Origin of the sequence: Aeromonas dhakensis (assembly GCF_002285935.1) — a bacterium.
GTDB lineage: Bacteria > Pseudomonadota > Gammaproteobacteria > Enterobacterales > Aeromonadaceae > Aeromonas > Aeromonas dhakensis.
In genome coordinates this window covers 4,575,466-4,591,507 of sequence record NZ_CP023141.1, presented here as the reverse complement: position 1 = coordinate 4,591,507, position 16,042 = coordinate 4,575,466, and the positions used below count along the sequence as shown (strand labels likewise).

Genomic DNA, 16,042 nt, shown 5'->3' with positions numbered 1-16,042 from the left:
CGCAGATGGTGCCTATCCCTCGGGCTGATGGCGGCCGCCAGTCTGCACGGGCCAGCGCGCCGCTCACTCCCATGAGTGCCGGCCAACGGGATGGCGGGCGGCTTTGCATTGCCATCCCCTGCTGGCTTTTTCATCACGACTGAGCCGGGCCCACCATATGCTTGTCTGCCTTTTTGAGGTATTCTGGGCCCGTTTTTTTCTATCCGCAGGATCCCTGACATGAAAGTAGCTCCCCTGAGCGTGGTTACGCTGGAATACACGGTCACCGACGAACACGGTGAAGTCATCGACACCACTGTCGGTAAAGAGCCTCTGGTGTATCTGCACGGTACCCGTTATCTGGTCTCTGGCCTCGAAGCCGAGCTGGAAGGGCGCTGCGTGGGCGAGGCGTTCGACGTCACCCTGACGCCGAGCCAGGCCTATGGCGAGTACGACGAGAACCTGGTGCAAGAAGTGCCGGGCGAGCTGTTCGACGGCATGGAAGTGTCTGAAGGGGATACTTTTGTGGCCGAGACCGACGAAGGTCACCGTCCGGTGACCGTGGTCGAAGTGTCCGAAGAGTTCGTCAAGGTGGATGGCAACCATCCGCTGGCCGGCGTGACCCTGGGCTTCAAGGTCGAGATCAAGGACGTGCGCGCCGCCACTGCCGAAGAGCTGGCCCATGGCCACGTGCACGGTGCCGGTGGTTGCGGTCACGATCATGGCCACGACCACGATCATGGTCACGACCATGAGCACGGCGGTTGCTGCGGCGGTGGCCATCACGGCCACGATCACGGTCATGACCACGGCGACGACCATGGTCACGGCGGCTGCTGCGGTGGCGGCGGTTGCGGTGGCAAGGGCCATCAGCACTGATCACGGCATGGCCGATGATAAAAAAACCCGCGCCTGGCGCGGGTTTTTTTATGGCTGCGCACTCAGTAGTGCGGCGGCGGGGTCTCTTCGGCCATGCTGGCGATCTGGCTTGGCTGCACGCTCTGCAGCTTGTCCACCAGCAGCTGGATCCGATGCTTGAGCCGATCCAGCTCGCGCCCCTGGGTGGTGACCTCCTCGTTGAGCTGCTCCACCGTGTATTCGGCGAAGGCGAGGCGGCTTTCCAGGGTTTCGAGGCGATCGTTTAATTGCTGACTCATGGGCCTTTTGGTCCTTACTTGATAGTCCAGATTTCGGCCAGGCCGCTGGAGCTGGCGCTGACAAGGTGGCTATTGTCGCGCAAAGCCACGCCGTAGACCACTGCGCTCGGCGGTTTCACCTTGGGATGGGGCGAGACGCGCCAGCTCTGCAGCAGGCTGCCGTCGCTCACCTGCCACAGGGAGAGCTGGCGGGAGGGGGCGCCGGTGATGAGCCACTTGCCGTCGTTGGCAAAGCGCGCCGTGGTGTAGACCTCGAAGCGGTGGTCGAACTGCAGCCGGCTCAGCTCCTTGCCGGTTTTCAGATCCCAGATGCTGGCCTGGCGGCTGTCAGCGGTGAAGGCGAGCCGTCCGCTCGGATCGAGCCGGGCCAACACCACCCGGCCGGCGTGGTTGAAGCGCCACACCACCTGGCCGCTGCGGGTATCCCACAGGTAGGCGCTGTAGTCGTTGCCGCCGGTGAGGGCGTAACGGCCGTTGGGGGAGATGTCGACTGTGTTGACCTGCTCGGTGTGGCCGAGGAATTGCAATCTGCGGCCGGTGCGGGTGTCCACCACCTCCGCCTTGCCGTCTTCCCGGCCGATCAGCACCTGGCGACCATCGGCGGAGAGGGCGATGTCCCTCAGCCTGGATTCAGGAAGCGAATAGTAGCCTTGGGACTGGCCATCCTTGAGGCGCCAGATCCCGAAGGTATTCAGGCTGGCGGTCACGGCGTGGCTGTTGTCCGCCGAGAAGCGGGTAATGATGACGAAGTCGTCCGGATTGTCGGACTGGCGCCAGCGCCAGCGCTCCTTGTCCTGCTCCAGGTCCCACACTACCGTGCCCTGGCCCAGGCTGGAGACGATGGCCTGCTTGCCGTCACTGGCCAGATCGGCGCTCAGCAGCCCCTGGTTGGCGAGGGTCAGTTGCCGGTCCGGCGATGAGCTCTGTTCGCAGCCTGTCAGTATCAGGCAAACCGCGACGAGATAAATGGCACTTTTTATCATTTTTCCTGTCTCATGCTTTCGTTACCTGCGATCACGGCGTTAGTATAAGGCGCTTATCACGATAAACCTCTCATTTCACGAAGGAACCGAGAGCGGTATTTAGAGTTTTGGAGAAACTGATGAACAATTTTCTGAAGGTGTCCCTGTTGGCTGCGGCGGTTGCCGTAGGTCTGACTGCTTGCCAAAAAGACGAGAAGACTGCTGCGAATACCGCAGAGGTCAAGGCAGAAGCCAGCAAGCCGGCAGAGGCCCCCAAGGCTGAAGCCAAGAGCTTTGAAGAGCAATCCGGCTATGCAATTGGCCTCTCCATGGGTCGTTATATCGCCAATACCCTGGAGCGCCAGCAGGAGCTCGGCATCAAGCTGGACAATGCCGTGATCCTGAAGGGCGTCACCGACGGTCTGGGCAAAGAAGCCAAGATGACCGACGAAGATATCCAGAAGGTTCTGCAGCAATACGATGCCAAGATCAACGAGCTGACCAAGGCCAAGGCTGACAAGGATGCGGTGGAAAACCTGAAGAAGGGTGAAGAGTACCTGGCCGCCAACGCCAAGAAAGAGGGCGTGAAGAGCACCGAATCCGGCCTGCAATACCAGGTCGAGAAGATGGGTACCGGCGCCAAGCCGAAGGCCACCGACATCGTCAAGGTACACTACACCGGTACCCTGACCGACGGCACCAAGTTCGACAGCTCCGTCGATCGCGGCGAGCCGGCCACCTTCCCGCTCAACCAGGTGATCCCGGGTTGGACCGAAGGTGTGCAGCTGATGCCGGTTGGTTCCAAGTTCAAGTTCTTCCTGCCGTCCAAGCTGGCCTATGGCGAGCACGGTGCAGGCTCCATCCCGGCCAACGCCGTGCTGGTGTTCGACGTTGAGCTGCTGGCCATCGAGAAGCCGGCTGCCGATGGCGAGAACGCCAAGAAGTAAACGGCCCGCGTTGAAAAAACGGCTCCTTAGGGAGCCGTTTTTGCTTGTATATCCTGCCGAATGGCGGGATAAAAGAGAGAGTCGCCAACTGTGCTAAGATGGCGAAATAGACAACAAAATCAATTGCAAGGATGGCGCCGTGGCGGAAAGCAAACCCCGAGTCCTGCTGGTGGAAGATACCCGCAGTCTGGCAGTGGTCTATGAACAGTATCTGGCCCAGGATGGCTATGAGGTGCTGCGGGCCGACTGTGGCCAGCAGGCCCTGGCCCAGCTGCTGAGCAGCCCGCCCCCCGTGGTGCTGCTGGATCTCGAGCTGCCCGACATGTCCGGCATGGACATTCTGCAGCAGATCACTGAACAGCAGCTGCCCTGCTCGGTGGTGGTGATCACCGCCCACGGCTCGGTGGACGTGGCGGTGGAGGCGATGCGGCTCGGTGCCTTCGACTTTCTGACCAAGCCGTTTGACGGCAAGCGGCTGTGCGCTACCGTTCGCAACGCCTTCAAGCACCAGCAGCTCAGCTCGCTGGTGGCCCAGTACCGGGAGAACTTCGAGCGCAGCTCGTTTGCCGGTTTCATCGGCGCCTCCATGCCGATGCAGGCGGTCTATCGCATCATCGAGAGCGCGGCGCCAAGCAAGGCGACCGTGTTCATCACCGGCGAGAGCGGTACTGGCAAGGAGGTGTGCGCCGAGGCCATCCACCAGTGCAGCCCGCGTCGCGAGCAACCCTTCATCGCCCTCAACTGCGCCGCCATCCCCCACGACCTGATGGAGAGCGAGATCTTCGGTCACGTGAAGGGGTCGTTCACCGGCGCCCAGGGGGATCGCAAGGGGGCGGCCAGCCTGGCGGATGGCGGCACCCTGTTCCTCGACGAGATCTGCGAGATGGATCTCGACCTGCAGAGCAAGCTGCTGCGCTTCATCCAGACCGGCACCCTGCAGCGGGTCGGTAGCGGTAAGCTGGAGACGGTGGACGTGCGCTTCGTCTGCGCCACCAACCGGGATCCCCTGGTGGAGGTGAAAGCGGGGCGTTTTCGCGAGGATCTCTACTACCGGCTGCACGTGATCCCGCTGAGCCTGCCGCCCCTGCGCGAGCGGGGCGAGGACATACTGCTGCTGGCGCGCAACCTGTTGCAGAGCTACGCCAAGGAAGAGAGCAAGCGTTTCAAGGATTTCGATGCCGAGGCGGCGCGGGTGCTGCTCGACTACCCCTGGCCCGGCAACGTGCGCGAGCTGCAGAACGTGGTGCGCAACATAGTGGTGCTCAACGACCGCGAGCTGGTGAGCCCTGACATCTTGCCGCCGCCCCTCAATGGCAGCCGGGGGGGGCTGCCGCTGGCGGTATCCGCACCGGCGCCGGTCGGCAGCACCGAGCCTGTGATGTCCAATGCCCCGATCCGCCCGCTCTGGCTGGTGGAAAAAGAGACCATAGAGCAGGCCATCGCCAGCTGTGACGGCAACATTCCCAAGGCGGCGGCCCTGCTGGAGATCAGCCCCTCTACTATCTATCGCAAGAAACAGAGCTGGGAGGAGGCGAGCCTGGTCTGACGTCTTGGGGCTACCCCCTCGGGGGATGAAGCGTGCGGGGCGGCCCATTGGCCGCCCCGCTGCGTTTCTGACGATGGCTGACTAGAGCTTGCCCAGCGCCTTGAGTCTGGCCAGCCGCTCTGCCTCGTTGGCCTTGAGCCAGCGATCCTGCGACAGCAGAAACCAGGCGCGGGCGAAGTATTCGGCGGCGGCCGGATCATCCAGCGCCAGCGCATTTTCCCCCAGCTCTTCGAACACATAGCCATCCTCGGGCGCGCCGGCGGCAGCCATGTCGTCCTTCAGTTGGGTCAGCTCGGCCCGGGCCTGCTCGTGTTGTTCCTGGGCCCGGCTCAGGCGGGCCAGACTCCAGCGGGCGATAAAGGCCTTGGCCTGATTGTTGTGCTGCTCGTGCCAGGCCAGGCATTTTTGCTGACATTGGCGGGCCTCTTCCAGCCGGCCCAGTTCGAACAGGGTCCAACCCTGATTGTTGTAGAGGGTGGCGAGCCAGCCGCGCACCTTTGGATCCTGACTGCGCTCCGCCAGCTCCATCGCCAGCTGATGCCAGCGGCTCTGCTCCTCCAGCGGTGCGGCGATGGCCACCATGTGGGCCGCATCGATGGCGAGATAGAGCTCCTTGTGCTTGAGCCCAAGCTGCCACGCCTGTTCAAACAGCGTCCTGGCGCTGGCCTTGTCGCCGGCGGAGTTGAAGGTGCGGCCGCGCTCCAGCAGGGCGCGCAGGCGGGCCCGCGGGGTCGCTTCGGTGAGGCGGGGCTCTATCTCGTCGAGCAGCTGGTGCGCCTCGGCAAACTGGCGTTGCAGCGAATGGGTGCGGGCTATCTGGGTGAGCAGCTCCAGCTCGTACTGCAGATCGGCGGCGGCGCGCGCCTCGGGCAGCAGAGCATGAAAACGCAGGGCGGTGGCGGCGGGGTCCTTGTAATCCCACTGCGCCATGAAATCGGGCGGATTGTCCATCTGGCCTCCTTGCTGGCGATCCTTTCACCAAGATGCCTGCAAGCCATTGTTTGTACAAGGGGCCCTCGTCACAGAGCGCCCCTTGAGTCATGGTAACGGCAGCGGCCAGCCGGTCAGTAGACCATGGCCAGGCTCATCAGCATCAGGCCGAGGGCGGCGAAGGCTCCCTCCTTGATGGCGAGGCGCGGCACCAGTGCCTTGGGCAGGGCCGGAAACAGGCTGAGGGCAAAGCCGAGCCCCGGCATCAGCCAGTGGAAGGCCGGGTTGCGCAGGCTCGGGTCTGCCGCACCATTGATGATGATGAGCAGAATGAAGAGGGTGAAGGCGGGCAGGATGAACCAGCGGGCACTGCCGGCCGCGACCGCTCGCAGCGGCGAGATGCGATAGAGCAGCAGGGTCACGATAAACAGCACCAGGGGGGCCAACAGGTAGAGGGGAGCCGGGTTCATAACGGGTATCCTGAAAAAGGGGGTAAACAGCAGTGGCGGGATTTAATCAGCCCGCAGCCGGGATGACCAGCCACAAGGGCCCGGGCTGTGAAGAAGATCCCAGGCAAAGGTTTGCCGGTGGCACCTCAGCGCAGCCAGTACCAGGCGGCAAAGCCGAGCCAGCTCAATACCAGCAGCAGCCAGGGCAGGGGATGCTGGCGGGTCACTTCCACCAGTTCGACGATGTCGTCCTGCTCCTCATCCTGCTGCGCTGGGTGAGACTGTTTGGCCTTGGCCTGCAGTTTTTTCTGGCGATTGGCCTCGCGGGCCCGCGCCTTCATCTGCTTCTTGTATTCGTCTATGCCTTTCTGGATCCCCTGGGCGATCAGCTGGGTCTGCTCCTTGGTCTGTCCCGGTTTCTGGTTGGCGCGGGCAATTTTCATCGCCTCTTGCTGGGTCTCGGGGGAAATCTTGTCGTACTTCGCCATCAAAGGGTCTCCTCGGCATCGATTGGCGGGGAGTATGCCATAAAAACGGCGCCCTCAGGCGCCGTTGCAACAGCTTGTGAGCCGGATCAGGGCTTGTAGTAGGTCACGGTCGCATAGGGCAGCGGATTGAGGGTGCCCTGGGACTCGGCGTACTCCATGAACATCTCGTTCTCGCCCACGCCGGAGTCGACGTAGTCACCCTTGTTGGGCAGCTCTTCGCGCTTGAGCAGACCGCTGTAGCCATCTTTGCCGGAGGCGATGTAGGTGTTGGCACCAACGCGGTAGACCTTCTCGTCATCCAGCGGCAGCCACTGGCCGTTGGCGTCCAGCATCTCCAGCTTGGTGATGCGGGAGCCCTTGGCCAGCTTGCCGTCATAGGTGTAGCTCAGGTGGCCGACGTAGGGGAAGGCACCGCTGGAGGCGGCGATCCCGGTCTCCAGACCGATGGAGTAGTCAACGGCATACTCCAGGGTGGCACGCACGTCCTTGCCCTTGAGGTTGAAGGCGGCGATCTTGTTGCCAAACGGCAGCAGGGTCCCCATCACGTAACCGACCGAGAGCGGGCCCGCGTTCACGTCGGCACGCACGCCACCGGCGTTCTGGATGGTGAAGTCCACCTTGGTGTTGAGCTTGTTGAGCTTCCAGTAGAGGGATTCGGCCACCAGGGGATCGATGAGGCCGGCGCCGTCCGGAGTGGTCGGCACGCGCACGTGGGGCAGCTTGGTCGGCACGTCGGCGATGATCTTGGCCTCGAGCTCGGCCACGGCCGGCTTGTACTCGGTGTCGATCACGTCGCGCATGGCGGTGTCTTCCGGCACGATCTCGATGACCGGAGACTTGCTGATGAAGTCGACCACGTTGGTCTGCTCGGTGCCGCTCAGCGGAACCTTCTTCTTGGCCACTTCCTTGGTGAAGTCGTCGCCGGTCATCAGGGTGTTGCGCCCTTCACACTTGGTGAGCTCGCCTTCCTTGCTCAGGGAGACGTTGACCAGGCCGTAGCCCTTGGCCCATTCACCGGCCTGCACGATACAAGTCTTGCCGCCGTCCGGGTTGTTGACGATCTGGGCATAGGTGTTGTCGTCGGCCGGGTTCTGGTTGTGGGCGGTGTAGCCGATGCTGTTGAGCTCGGTGATGTCGCCGAGGAAGGTCTGGGAGTGACCGCCGACGATCAGGTCGATGCCGTTGACAGCCTTGGCGACCGCCTGGTCATTTTGCAGACCGATATGGGTGACCATGATGATCTTGTTGGCACCCTTGGACTTGAGGGTATCGACCATTTTCTGGGCGGTCTCAATCATCGGCAGGAATTGGGTGTCTTTGTCCGGTGAGGAAATATCATGCATATTTTCCAGCACCAGTCCGAAAATACCTACGCTCTCGCCATTGACTTCCTTAATGACATATTCGTGAATATTCTCGCTGTCCTTCAGGGTGGCGCTACTGGATTTCACCATATTGGAAGCCAATACCGGGAAATTCACCCGTGAGACGAAGTCTTTAATTGCCTGGTTGCCCAGATCGAATTCATGGTTGCCGAGCACCATGGCATCGATACCCATGTCGGAGAGCAGTCGGGACTCCTCTTCCCCCTTGAACTGGGTGAAGTAGAGGGTGCCCTGGAAGGCGTCACCACCGTTGAGCACCATGAAGTTGCGGCCTTCGCTGGCCGCCTGGCTGCGCAGCTCGTCCAGCTTGAACTTCAGACGCGGATAGCCGCCCAGCTTGGCGTTGAACTTGAACAGCTCCTGCCCGCTCGGCTGGATCGCCAGGGCATTTTCGGTCGGGTCGAGGTGGGCGTGGGTATCATTGATGTGGGCAATGGTCAGATCCAGCGGAATATGTTCCTTGCTGCTGTTTTCTGAATTGCAGGCGGTCAGCCCGAACAGGGTAATTGAGACGGTGACGGCCAGTAGCGTCTTCTTCATCGGTAATATTCCTCTTGTTGTTATAGTCCTGTATATCGTTCCTGCATGACAGGAGTGTGGCGATTCTAGGCAAAAAGTAATAATTGGAAATAAACAGAGCTGATTCCTTTGAGCTACTGCACATTAATAAAGCAAATAAACGTTTGCGTGATTTTGCGCAGCAGGACTGGGGCGCGGCGGGGATTTTCCATCAGCACGGCGGGTGATGCAACCCTGCCGTACCCGGGCGGGATTCAGGGTGCCGAAATGATATTCAGCCGCTGCAGAAATTGTTGCGGGGTGAGCGGGCGACCATAGAGATAGCCCTGCAGGTAGTCGACGTGACGCTCGGTGAGAAAGTCGGCCTGCTCCCGGGTCTCGACCCCCTCGGCGATGGTTTTCAACCCCAGCCGGGTCGCCAGATTGATGGTGCTGTCGAGAATGTGGCGGGAGAGGGCGTTGGTGCCGATCATGGCGACGAAGCTCTGGTCGATCTTGAGATAGTCCACGTGAAACTGCTGCAGGTAGGTGAGGCTGGAGTGGCCGGTGCCAAAGTCGTCCAGCCCTATCCTGACCCCCATCTGCCGCAACTCGTCAAACAGCTGCCCGGTGAGCTGGTTGGGGGTGATGAGCTCTCGCTCGGTCAGTTCCAGCACCAGGGTGACCTCGTTGGCGGCGAAGGCGGCGAGAAAGGTGCGGCAGTCATCCACCAGGCTCAGCTGCTGGCAGTGACGGGCACAGATGTTGAAGCTGAAGTGGAAGCGGGGTGGCAACGCTGCCGCATGGGGGGCGAACTGCAGCCGCACCTGCTGCATCAGGGTCTGGGTCATCAGGATGATGAGGCCGCTCTCCTCCGCCAGCGGGATGAAGAGATCCGGCCGGATCAGCCCCTGGCTGTGATGCTGCCAGCGCATCAGCACCTCGCAGCCGTGCAGCTGGCCACTCTGGCTGACGACGATGAGTTGCAGATAGGGGATGAACTCCTGTTTGATGATGGCGCGTCTGAGCTCCTGGGTCGGGGTCGAGATATGGCTCCACCAGCGGTAGGTGGCGAGGCCGGCCAGCCCTCCCAGGAGCAGGATCAGCAGTATGATGGTGCTCTGTTTTTGTAGGGTGGTGGTCAGCACGGCGCTCAGCGGAAATCCCTGATTGAGGCTGTAGTTGAATGCCGCCGAGTCGAGTCGGTAGTTGAAGCCCCGCAGCCTGGGCGGTTGGCCATCGTGCACCTTGCCACGCAGGTCGAGCCACTGCTCGCCTATCTGTACCCAGCTGTGCGCCCCGGCGAGGCGCCACTGCAGCGGTTTGCTCAGGTGATAGGGGTTGATGGCGACCACCACGGCGTTGCTCCCCTCGCTCAGGTGATAAAACAGCAGTGACGGCTTGCGTCCGAGCCGGGTCACGGCCTCCAGCCTGAGTCGCTCGTGGCGAGCGTCCTGCAGCCGGTCCTCGAGATCGATCTCGTCGAAGATGGAGGAGCAGTAGAGGCGGCCGTTGCGGGAGAGGTTGATCGAGCGCACATAGGGGGAGGTGGCGACCAGCACCCGCAGCTCGCGGGCCACCTCGCGACAGGGGCGGCTGGCCAGCGGCAGGGCCGCCCTGGCCGCCTGGGTCGAATGGGAGAGAGCGCTGTCGATCTGCGTGATGGCGCGCTCGGCGGCGGTCTGGGCCTGCTGCCGGGTCATCGACCAGGTTTGCCAGTAGAGGGTGGCAAGGGAGATGAGGATCAGGGTGGCGCAGCAGAGCAGGCTGGCCAGGAGACGAGGCATGTTGCTGCTACGCAGAAAGGGGAACACCATGTACCACGCCTCGTGAAGGTTCAATTGAACAAAAAAAGGTCGGACATACTACACAATCACACCTCAATCTCCTAGCCACCACAAGGGGCTTCAGCGACCCACCAAAAAGCAAAGGCGGCCCGCAGGCCGCCTTTATCCGTCATCACTGGCTGGTCGAGCTTACAGCTGCTCGATGCCGACGATGTGCCAGGGTGCATTGTCCTTGGCCAGGTTGCGCTCGAGGTGCCACACCTCCTTGATGTCCTCCTCGACCTGCTCCTGGCGATCCATGTAGCGGCCGCTGAAGCGCACGCTCACCTGGGCCCAGTCGCTGCCGTAGTCGGCGCGCACCAGCTGGGTATCCACATACATCACCTCGGTGTGCTGCTCACCGGTCAGCTCGGCGCGGTCGGCCTTGAGCTGCTCGAACAGCTCGGGGCTGACGTATTCGCGGATCTTCTCCAGATCGTTCTTGTTCCAGGCTTCCTGCAGGGTGCGGTAGTGATCGCGGGCGCCGGCCAGGAAACCGTTCATGTCAAAACCTGGCGGCAGGCGGAACGGCACGTCGCTGTCGGCGAAACCGGTGGCCTGCGGGGCGCCGTGGTTCTGCTCGAACTGCTGGGGAGCCGCACTCTGGGGCGGCTGATAGCCGGCATAGGCCGTCTGTTGCTGCTGCGATGCCGTCATCTTGCCTTTGCGCAGGGTGCGGAACAGGAATACGCCGCCCAGTGCCAGCAGGGCGATCAGCAGGAAGTCCATCCCTTGCAGGCCTTCGAAGGCACCGCTGCCCAGCAGGTAGGCGAACAGGCCGCCGGCCAGCAGACCACCCAGCAGACCACCCATCATGCCGTTCTTTTTCGGCGGGGTCTGGGCGCCCACGGTGGGGTTCTTGGTGTCTACCGGCTTGGCGGCGGGCTGGGCCGGCGCCGTCTTGTAGCTCTTGCCGAAGGATTTGCCGCCGCCAAACTTCTTGGCTTCGGCGTGAGGTGCCCCCAGGCCAATGGCCAGGATCACGGCAAACAGGGTCAGCATCTTTTTCATTTTGACTCTTTTCACTCTCGTCTGTGGGTGGGGCATGCTCTGCTTTGGCAAGCTCAGCGAGGCGCATGGCAGGCTGCATGTCCCTAAATGTGTCGCAGCTTGGGCCGATATGTACCATGATTGGCATGAATTATTCATGAACGAAGAACCACGTCGTGTGGGTGTCAATGGCAGGAGTGTGTCCCATGAAAAACAGACGGTTGAGCCGCAAGGAGCGCAAACTGCGCAGCAAAACCAGACAGAGCAAGGGTGAACTGACCCTGGTCTGGCCCTTTATCGTGGTTTGAGCCCCGTTTTGCGCGGCAACGGTCATCAGGAGGCGATGGCAGCAACCAACAGGAGGGCGGTTGGGCCACAGAGAAGTGAATAGCGCGTATTTGCGCTCGCGATGGCGGGGTTTCTTTTGTAAAATTCCCGTCCCCTTCCCGCTGCGGTTTTTATGTGTATGGCAGAGCAAGTGACGGCGAAAAAAGACGCCAAGACACAACAGCTGAAAGTCCCTCCCCACTCTTTTGAGGCCGAACAGTCCGTACTGGGCGGCCTGATGCTGGACAACGAGGCCTGGGATCGGGTCGCCGAACGGGTGATCGACAAGGATTTCTACAGCCGTCCGCATCGCCTGATCTTCCAGGCCATGACCCGCCTCTCCAACGCGGGCAACCCCATCGACCTCATCACCCTGCAGGAGGAGCTGGAGCGCTCCGAGCAACTGGAAGAGGCCGGTGGCTTCGCCTATCTGGTGGAGATCGCCAAGAACACCCCGAGTGCCGCCAACATCAGCGCCTACGCCGAGATTGTGCGTGAGCGGGCGGTCGTGCGGGAGATGATCTCGGTCGCCAACGAGATAGTCGAAGCGGGCTACGAGCCCCAGGGCCGAACCTCCAACGATCTGCTGGATCTCGCCGAGAGCAAGGTGTTCCAGATCGCCGAGCAGCGCACCAGCGCGAACGAGGGGCCCCAGCCCCTCAAGCTCATCCTGGAGCAGACCGTCGACAAGATTGAGGAGCTGTTCAAGACCCCCCACAACGGGGTGACCGGCGTTTCGTCCGGCTACAACGACCTGGACAAGATGACCGCCGGCCTGCAGCGCTCGGACCTGGTCATCGTCGCGGCCCGTCCCTCCATGGGCAAGACCACCTTTGCCATGAACCTGTGCGAGCACGCGGCCCTCACCGCCGACAAGCCGGTGCTGATCTTCTCCCTCGAGATGCCCTCGGAGCAGATCATCATGCGTATGCTCGCCTCCGTGGGGCGCATCGACCAGACCAAGGTGCGGACCGGTCAGCTCGACGACGAGGACTGGGCCCGTCTCTCCTCCACCATGGGGCTCCTGCTCGAGAAGGGGAAGATGTACATCGACGACTCCTCCGGCCTGACCCCGACCGAAGTGCGCTCGCGCGCGCGCCGGGTGGCGCGGGACAACGGCGGCATCAGCATGATCATGGTGGACTACCTGCAACTGATGCGGGTGCCGGCACTGTCTGACAACCGTACCCTGGAGATCGGTGAAATCTCCCGCTCCCTCAAGGCGCTGGCGAAAGAGCTGCAGTGCCCCGTGGTGGCGCTCTCCCAGCTGAACCGAAGCCTGGAGCAGCGGGCCGACAAGCGCCCGGTCAACTCGGATCTTCGTGAATCCGGCTCCATCGAGCAGGATGCGGACTTGATCATGTTCATCTACCGCGACGAGGTCTATCACGACGACAGCCCCGACAAGGGGATCGCCGAGATCATCATCGGCAAGCAGCGTAACGGCCCCATCGGAAGAGTCAGGCTCACCTTCCAGGGTCAGTTTTCGCGCTTTGACAACTACGCAGGCCCTGCGTTTGACGATGATTACTGATGAGCAATCCGCAGGGTGATGCCTACTCGGGAGTCACCATTGCGATCCTGACGGGGAGGGCGTTCGCAAGAAGGCCGACCCCGCCTCCATAAACAGTTTTCCCGGTTCGACAATTCTGCCGGTCCGGCCTTAGACGATGACATTTGAGGGCTGACACCACCCGGTGCCTGAATATCATGCCCTCGTAAGGGAAAACAGATGAAAGCGGCTATCGCCCAGATCAATACAGCGGCCCTGCGCCACAACCTCGCCGTGGTCAAGCGCCACGCCCCCCAATGCAAGATCATCGCCGTGGTCAAGGCCAACGCCTACGGCCACGGCCTGCTGCCGGTCGCCCGCACCCTGGTGGATGCAGATGCCTACGCGGTGGCCCGCATCGAGGAGGCGCTGATGCTGCGCTCCTGCGCCGTGGTCAAACCCATCGTGCTGCTGGAGGGTTTCTTCAGCGCCGCCGACCTGCCGGTGCTGGCGGCCAACAACCTGCAGACCGCGGTGCACACCTGGGAGCAGCTCGAAGCGCTGGAGCAGGCCGAGCTGCCTGCCCCCGTGGTGGCCTGGCTCAAGCTCGACACCGGCATGCACCGGCTCGGCGTGCGGGCCGACGAGATGCCTGCCTTTATCGAGCGGCTCGGCAAGTGCAAGAACGTGGTGCAGCCGTTCAACATCATGACTCACTTCAGCCGCTCCGATGAGCTGGAACAGCCCACCACCCGCGAACAGATCGACCTGTTCAGCCATCTGACCGCGCCGCTGTTGGGTGAGCGGGCCATGGCCAACTCGGCGGGCATCCTGGCCTGGCCGGATTCCCACTGCGACTGGGTGCGCCCAGGGGTGATCCTCTACGGCGTATCGCCCTTCCCCAATACGGTGGCGGCGGATTACGACCTGCAGCCGGTGATGACCCTCAAGACACAACTGATTGCGGTGCGGGATCACAAGGCGGGCGAGCCGGTGGGCTATGGCGCCAACTGGGTGTCGGATCGCGATACCCGGCTCGGGGTCATCGCCATCGGTTACGGCGACGGTTATCCACGGATGGCCCCCAACGGCACGCCTGTGCTGGTCAATGGCCGCATCGTGCCCCTGGTGGGGCGGGTCTCCATGGACATGACCACGGTGGATCTCGGCCCAGGCGCCACCGACAAGGCCGGCGACGAGGCTGTGCTGTGGGGTGAGGGGCTGCCGGTGGAGCGGGTGGCCGACCAGATCGGGACCATTCCCTACGAGCTCATCACCAAGCTCACCTCCCGCGTCTTTATGGAATACGTCTAGCTGCCGTGAGCGCCAAACGTGAAAAAGCCCCGCATGCGGGGCTTTTTTATACCTGTGGATTACCGATGTTACTGCCTGTGCATCCGCACGAACTTCTCCATCAGTTGCTCTTCGGTTTCCACGTGAGCGGGATCCCAGATGATGCAGTCGATAGGGCAGACACTGATGCAGGTCGGCTTCTCGTAGTGACCGACGCACTCGGTGCAGCGACTGGGGTCGATCTCGTAGATCTCCTCGCCGAGGCTGATGGCCTGGTTCGGACACTCGGGATCGCACATGTCACAGTTGATGCACTTGTCGGTGATGAGCAGGGACATCTCAGGCGGCCGAGTGGGGCTGACGGGTGTCCTCGCGCTCGCCGAGGTTGCGCAGCAGGATGCCGTAGTTAACGTCCACTTCCTTCGGTACCGGCACGTAGACCACGTGGCCGTTGCCCGGCGCTGTGTCGATGAGTTCGCCCTTGCGGTTCTGCATCTGCTCCAGATTGAAGCTGAGGTTGCCCTGCGGGGTCATCAGCTCCAGGCTGTTGCCCACCAGGAACTTGTTCTTCACCTCGACTTCCACCATGTCGCCGTTGCGACCGGTGATCTCGCCGACGAACTGCTGGGTGTCGGAGACCGAGTAGCCGTAGTCGTAGTTCTGGTATTCGCTGTGGTTGTGACGGCGCAGGAAGCCCTCGGTGTAACCGCGGTGGGCCAGATTTTCGAGGGTGCCCATCAGGCTGCGGTCAAACGGCCGGCCGGCTACCGCATCGTCGATCGCCTTGCGATAGACCTGGGCGGTGCGCGCACAGTAGTAGAAGGACTTGGTACGGCCTTCGATCTTCAGCGAATGCACACCCATCCTGGTCAGCCGCTCCACGTGCTCGACGGCGCGCAGATCCTTGGAGTTCATGATGTAGGTGCCGTGCTCGTCCTCGAACGCGCTCATGTACTCGCCCGGACGGTTGGACTCTTCCAGCAGCACCAGCGCATCGGTCGGTTTGCCGGCACCCAGAGTCGGGTCCACTTTCTGCACGGCGATGGGCTCCTGGCGATGGACGATCTGGCCCACCTCGTCCTCTTTACCCTCGTGCACCTTGTACTCCCAGCGGCAGGAGTTGGTGCAGGTGCCCTGGTTGGGGTCGCGCTTGTTGATGTAGCCGGAGAGCAGGCAGCGGCCGGAATAAGCCATGCACAGCGCGCCATGGACGAACACTTCCAGCTCCATCTCAGGGACCTGCATGCGGATCTCTTCGATCTCGTCCAGCGACAGCTCGCGAGAGAGGATGGCACGGGTCAGGCCCATCTGATGCCAGAACTTCACCGTGGCCCAGTTGACCGCGTTGGCCTGCACCGAGAGGTGAATGGGCATGTCCGGGAAGGCTTCACGCATCATCATGATGAGACCGGGGTCGGACATGATCAGCGCATCCGGGTTCATCTCCACCACGGGGCGCATGTCGCGGATGAAGGTCTTGAGCTTGGAGTTGTGGGGCTGGATGTTGGCCACCACGTAGAACTGCTTGCCGAGGGCATGGGCTTCGTTGATGCCGAGCTGCAGGTTCTCGTGATCGAATTCGTTGTTGCGCACCCGCAGGCTGTAGCGGGGCTGGCCGGCATAGACGGCATCGGCGCCATAGGCGTAGGCGTAACGCATGTTCTTGAGGGAACCTGCGGGGGAGAGCAATTCTGGTTTAAACATGTCGGACTCTTATGTCTGATTGCAAATCAGGACGGCGCCACCTGATGGCGTCGTATGGGTTGAGCTGCG

15 protein-coding genes are annotated in these 16,042 nt (G+C 62.0%); 5 read left to right on the top strand and 10 right to left on the bottom strand.

The window, feature by feature from the left end; all coding sequences use genetic code 11:
* Positions 1-219 precede the first annotated feature (219 nt).
* A complete protein-coding gene (locus CK627_RS21230) occupies positions 220-858 on the top strand; it encodes an FKBP-type peptidyl-prolyl cis-trans isomerase (RefSeq protein ID WP_095593324.1) in 639 nt (212 codons plus the stop codon).
* 62 nt (positions 859-920) lie between these two features.
* Here CK627_RS21230 and CK627_RS21225 read toward each other — a convergent pair whose 3' ends face one another.
* Entirely contained in the window at positions 921-1,136 is a 216-nt protein-coding gene (locus CK627_RS21225; protein ID WP_005303987.1) for a SlyX family protein, read from the bottom strand.
* A 14-nt stretch (positions 1,137-1,150) separates the two neighbouring features.
* Positions 1,151-2,119 (bottom strand): WD40 repeat domain-containing protein, encoded by a 969-nt coding sequence (locus CK627_RS21220; RefSeq protein WP_017782076.1) that lies wholly within the window; start codon positions 2,117-2,119, stop codon positions 1,151-1,153.
* Positions 2,120-2,238: 119 nt separating this feature from the next.
* On the opposite strand from CK627_RS21220, the gene fkpA reads away from it, so the two are divergent.
* Both fkpA and CK627_RS21210 read left to right on the top strand, forming a co-directional pair.
* Positions 2,239-3,045 carry an FKBP-type peptidyl-prolyl cis-trans isomerase gene (fkpA, locus tag CK627_RS21215; protein WP_005303977.1) on the top strand — a complete coding sequence of 269 codons (807 nt, stop codon included), beginning with the start codon at positions 2,239-2,241 and terminating at the stop codon, positions 3,043-3,045.
* A gap of 139 nt (positions 3,046-3,184) precedes the next feature.
* Entirely contained in the window at positions 3,185-4,591 is a 1,407-nt protein-coding gene (locus tag CK627_RS21210; protein WP_017763901.1) for a sigma-54-dependent transcriptional regulator, read from the top strand.
* Between the two features lie 81 nt (positions 4,592-4,672).
* Here the strand turns inward: CK627_RS21210 and CK627_RS21205 are convergent, their stop codons facing one another.
* The 6 genes from CK627_RS21205 to CK627_RS21180 all read right to left on the bottom strand — a co-directional run bounded on the left by CK627_RS21205 (position 4,673) and on the right by CK627_RS21180 (position 11,178).
* Positions 4,673-5,542, bottom strand: a complete 870-nt coding sequence (locus CK627_RS21205; protein WP_095593323.1) for a tetratricopeptide repeat protein — start codon at positions 5,540-5,542, stop codon at positions 4,673-4,675.
* A 113-nt stretch (positions 5,543-5,655) separates the two neighbouring features.
* Positions 5,656-5,991, bottom strand: a complete 336-nt coding sequence (locus CK627_RS21200) for a hypothetical protein (RefSeq protein ID WP_005303968.1) — start codon at positions 5,989-5,991, stop codon at positions 5,656-5,658.
* A 125-nt stretch (positions 5,992-6,116) separates the two neighbouring features.
* Positions 6,117-6,458, bottom strand: a complete 342-nt coding sequence (locus tag CK627_RS21195; RefSeq protein WP_017763904.1) for a DUF2956 domain-containing protein — start codon at positions 6,456-6,458, stop codon at positions 6,117-6,119.
* Positions 6,459-6,544: 86 nt separating this feature from the next.
* Positions 6,545-8,383: a bifunctional metallophosphatase/5'-nucleotidase gene (locus CK627_RS21190; RefSeq protein ID WP_010634889.1), complete on the bottom strand. Its 1,839-nt coding sequence runs from the start codon at positions 8,381-8,383 to the stop codon at positions 6,545-6,547.
* A gap of 233 nt (positions 8,384-8,616) precedes the next feature.
* A complete protein-coding gene (locus tag CK627_RS21185; protein ID WP_095593322.1) occupies positions 8,617-10,158 on the bottom strand; it encodes an EAL domain-containing protein in 1,542 nt (513 codons plus the stop codon).
* Between the two features lie 159 nt (positions 10,159-10,317).
* The gene (locus CK627_RS21180) at positions 10,318-11,178 is read right to left on the bottom strand and encodes a Tim44 domain-containing protein (protein ID WP_095593321.1); all 861 of its coding nucleotides are present in this window, start codon (positions 11,176-11,178) and stop codon (positions 10,318-10,320) included.
* 445 nt (positions 11,179-11,623) lie between these two features.
* Here CK627_RS21180 and dnaB point away from each other — a divergent pair, with 445 nt between their 5' ends.
* Complete coding sequence (gene dnaB, locus CK627_RS21170) at positions 11,624-13,018, top strand: replicative DNA helicase (RefSeq protein ID WP_039040054.1); 1,395 nt, start codon at positions 11,624-11,626, stop codon at positions 13,016-13,018.
* Positions 13,019-13,216: 198 nt separating this feature from the next.
* Positions 13,217-14,290, top strand: coding sequence for an alanine racemase (gene alr / locus CK627_RS21165; protein WP_095593320.1), 1,074 nt, complete (start codon positions 13,217-13,219; stop codon positions 14,288-14,290).
* Between the two features lie 68 nt (positions 14,291-14,358).
* On the opposite strand, the gene CK627_RS21160 is transcribed toward alr, so the two are convergent.
* Entirely contained in the window at positions 14,359-14,607 is a 249-nt protein-coding gene (locus CK627_RS21160; RefSeq protein WP_005303946.1) for a YfhL family 4Fe-4S dicluster ferredoxin, read from the bottom strand.
* A gap of 1 nt (position 14,608) precedes the next feature.
* Entirely contained in the window at positions 14,609-15,973 is a 1,365-nt protein-coding gene (trhP, locus tag CK627_RS21155) for a prephenate-dependent tRNA uridine(34) hydroxylase TrhP (RefSeq protein ID WP_005303943.1), read from the bottom strand.
* Positions 15,974-16,042: the final 69 nt, after the last annotated feature.

What these genes read in the sequence shown, in the direction of transcription:
- CK627_RS21185 (WP_095593322.1), bottom strand. Translation starts at nt 10,158, where the DNA reads ATGGTGTTCCCCTTTCTGCGTAGCAGCAACATGCCTCGTCTCCTGGCC.
- trhP (WP_005303943.1), bottom strand. Translation starts at nt 15,973, where the DNA reads ATGTTTAAACCAGAATTGCTCTCCCCCGCAGGTTCCCTCAAGAACATG.
- CK627_RS21180 (WP_095593321.1), bottom strand. Translation starts at nt 11,178, where the DNA reads ATGAAAAAGATGCTGACCCTGTTTGCCGTGATCCTGGCCATTGGCCTG.
- CK627_RS21225 (WP_005303987.1), bottom strand. Translation starts at nt 1,136, where the DNA reads ATGAGTCAGCAATTAAACGATCGCCTCGAAACCCTGGAAAGCCGCCTC.
- CK627_RS21205 (WP_095593323.1), bottom strand. Translation starts at nt 5,542, where the DNA reads ATGGACAATCCGCCCGATTTCATGGCGCAGTGGGATTACAAGGACCCC.
- CK627_RS21200 (WP_005303968.1), bottom strand. Translation starts at nt 5,991, where the DNA reads ATGAACCCGGCTCCCCTCTACCTGTTGGCCCCCCTGGTGCTGTTTATC.
- fkpA (WP_005303977.1), top strand. Translation starts at nt 2,239, where the DNA reads ATGAACAATTTTCTGAAGGTGTCCCTGTTGGCTGCGGCGGTTGCCGTA.
- CK627_RS21160 (WP_005303946.1), bottom strand. Translation starts at nt 14,607, where the DNA reads ATGTCCCTGCTCATCACCGACAAGTGCATCAACTGTGACATGTGCGAT.
- dnaB (WP_039040054.1), top strand. Translation starts at nt 11,624, where the DNA reads ATGGCAGAGCAAGTGACGGCGAAAAAAGACGCCAAGACACAACAGCTG.
- alr (WP_095593320.1), top strand. Translation starts at nt 13,217, where the DNA reads ATGAAAGCGGCTATCGCCCAGATCAATACAGCGGCCCTGCGCCACAAC.
- CK627_RS21190 (WP_010634889.1), bottom strand. Translation starts at nt 8,383, where the DNA reads ATGAAGAAGACGCTACTGGCCGTCACCGTCTCAATTACCCTGTTCGGG.
- CK627_RS21220 (WP_017782076.1), bottom strand. Translation starts at nt 2,119, where the DNA reads ATGATAAAAAGTGCCATTTATCTCGTCGCGGTTTGCCTGATACTGACA.
- CK627_RS21195 (WP_017763904.1), bottom strand. Translation starts at nt 6,458, where the DNA reads ATGGCGAAGTACGACAAGATTTCCCCCGAGACCCAGCAAGAGGCGATG.
- CK627_RS21230 (WP_095593324.1), top strand. Translation starts at nt 220, where the DNA reads ATGAAAGTAGCTCCCCTGAGCGTGGTTACGCTGGAATACACGGTCACC.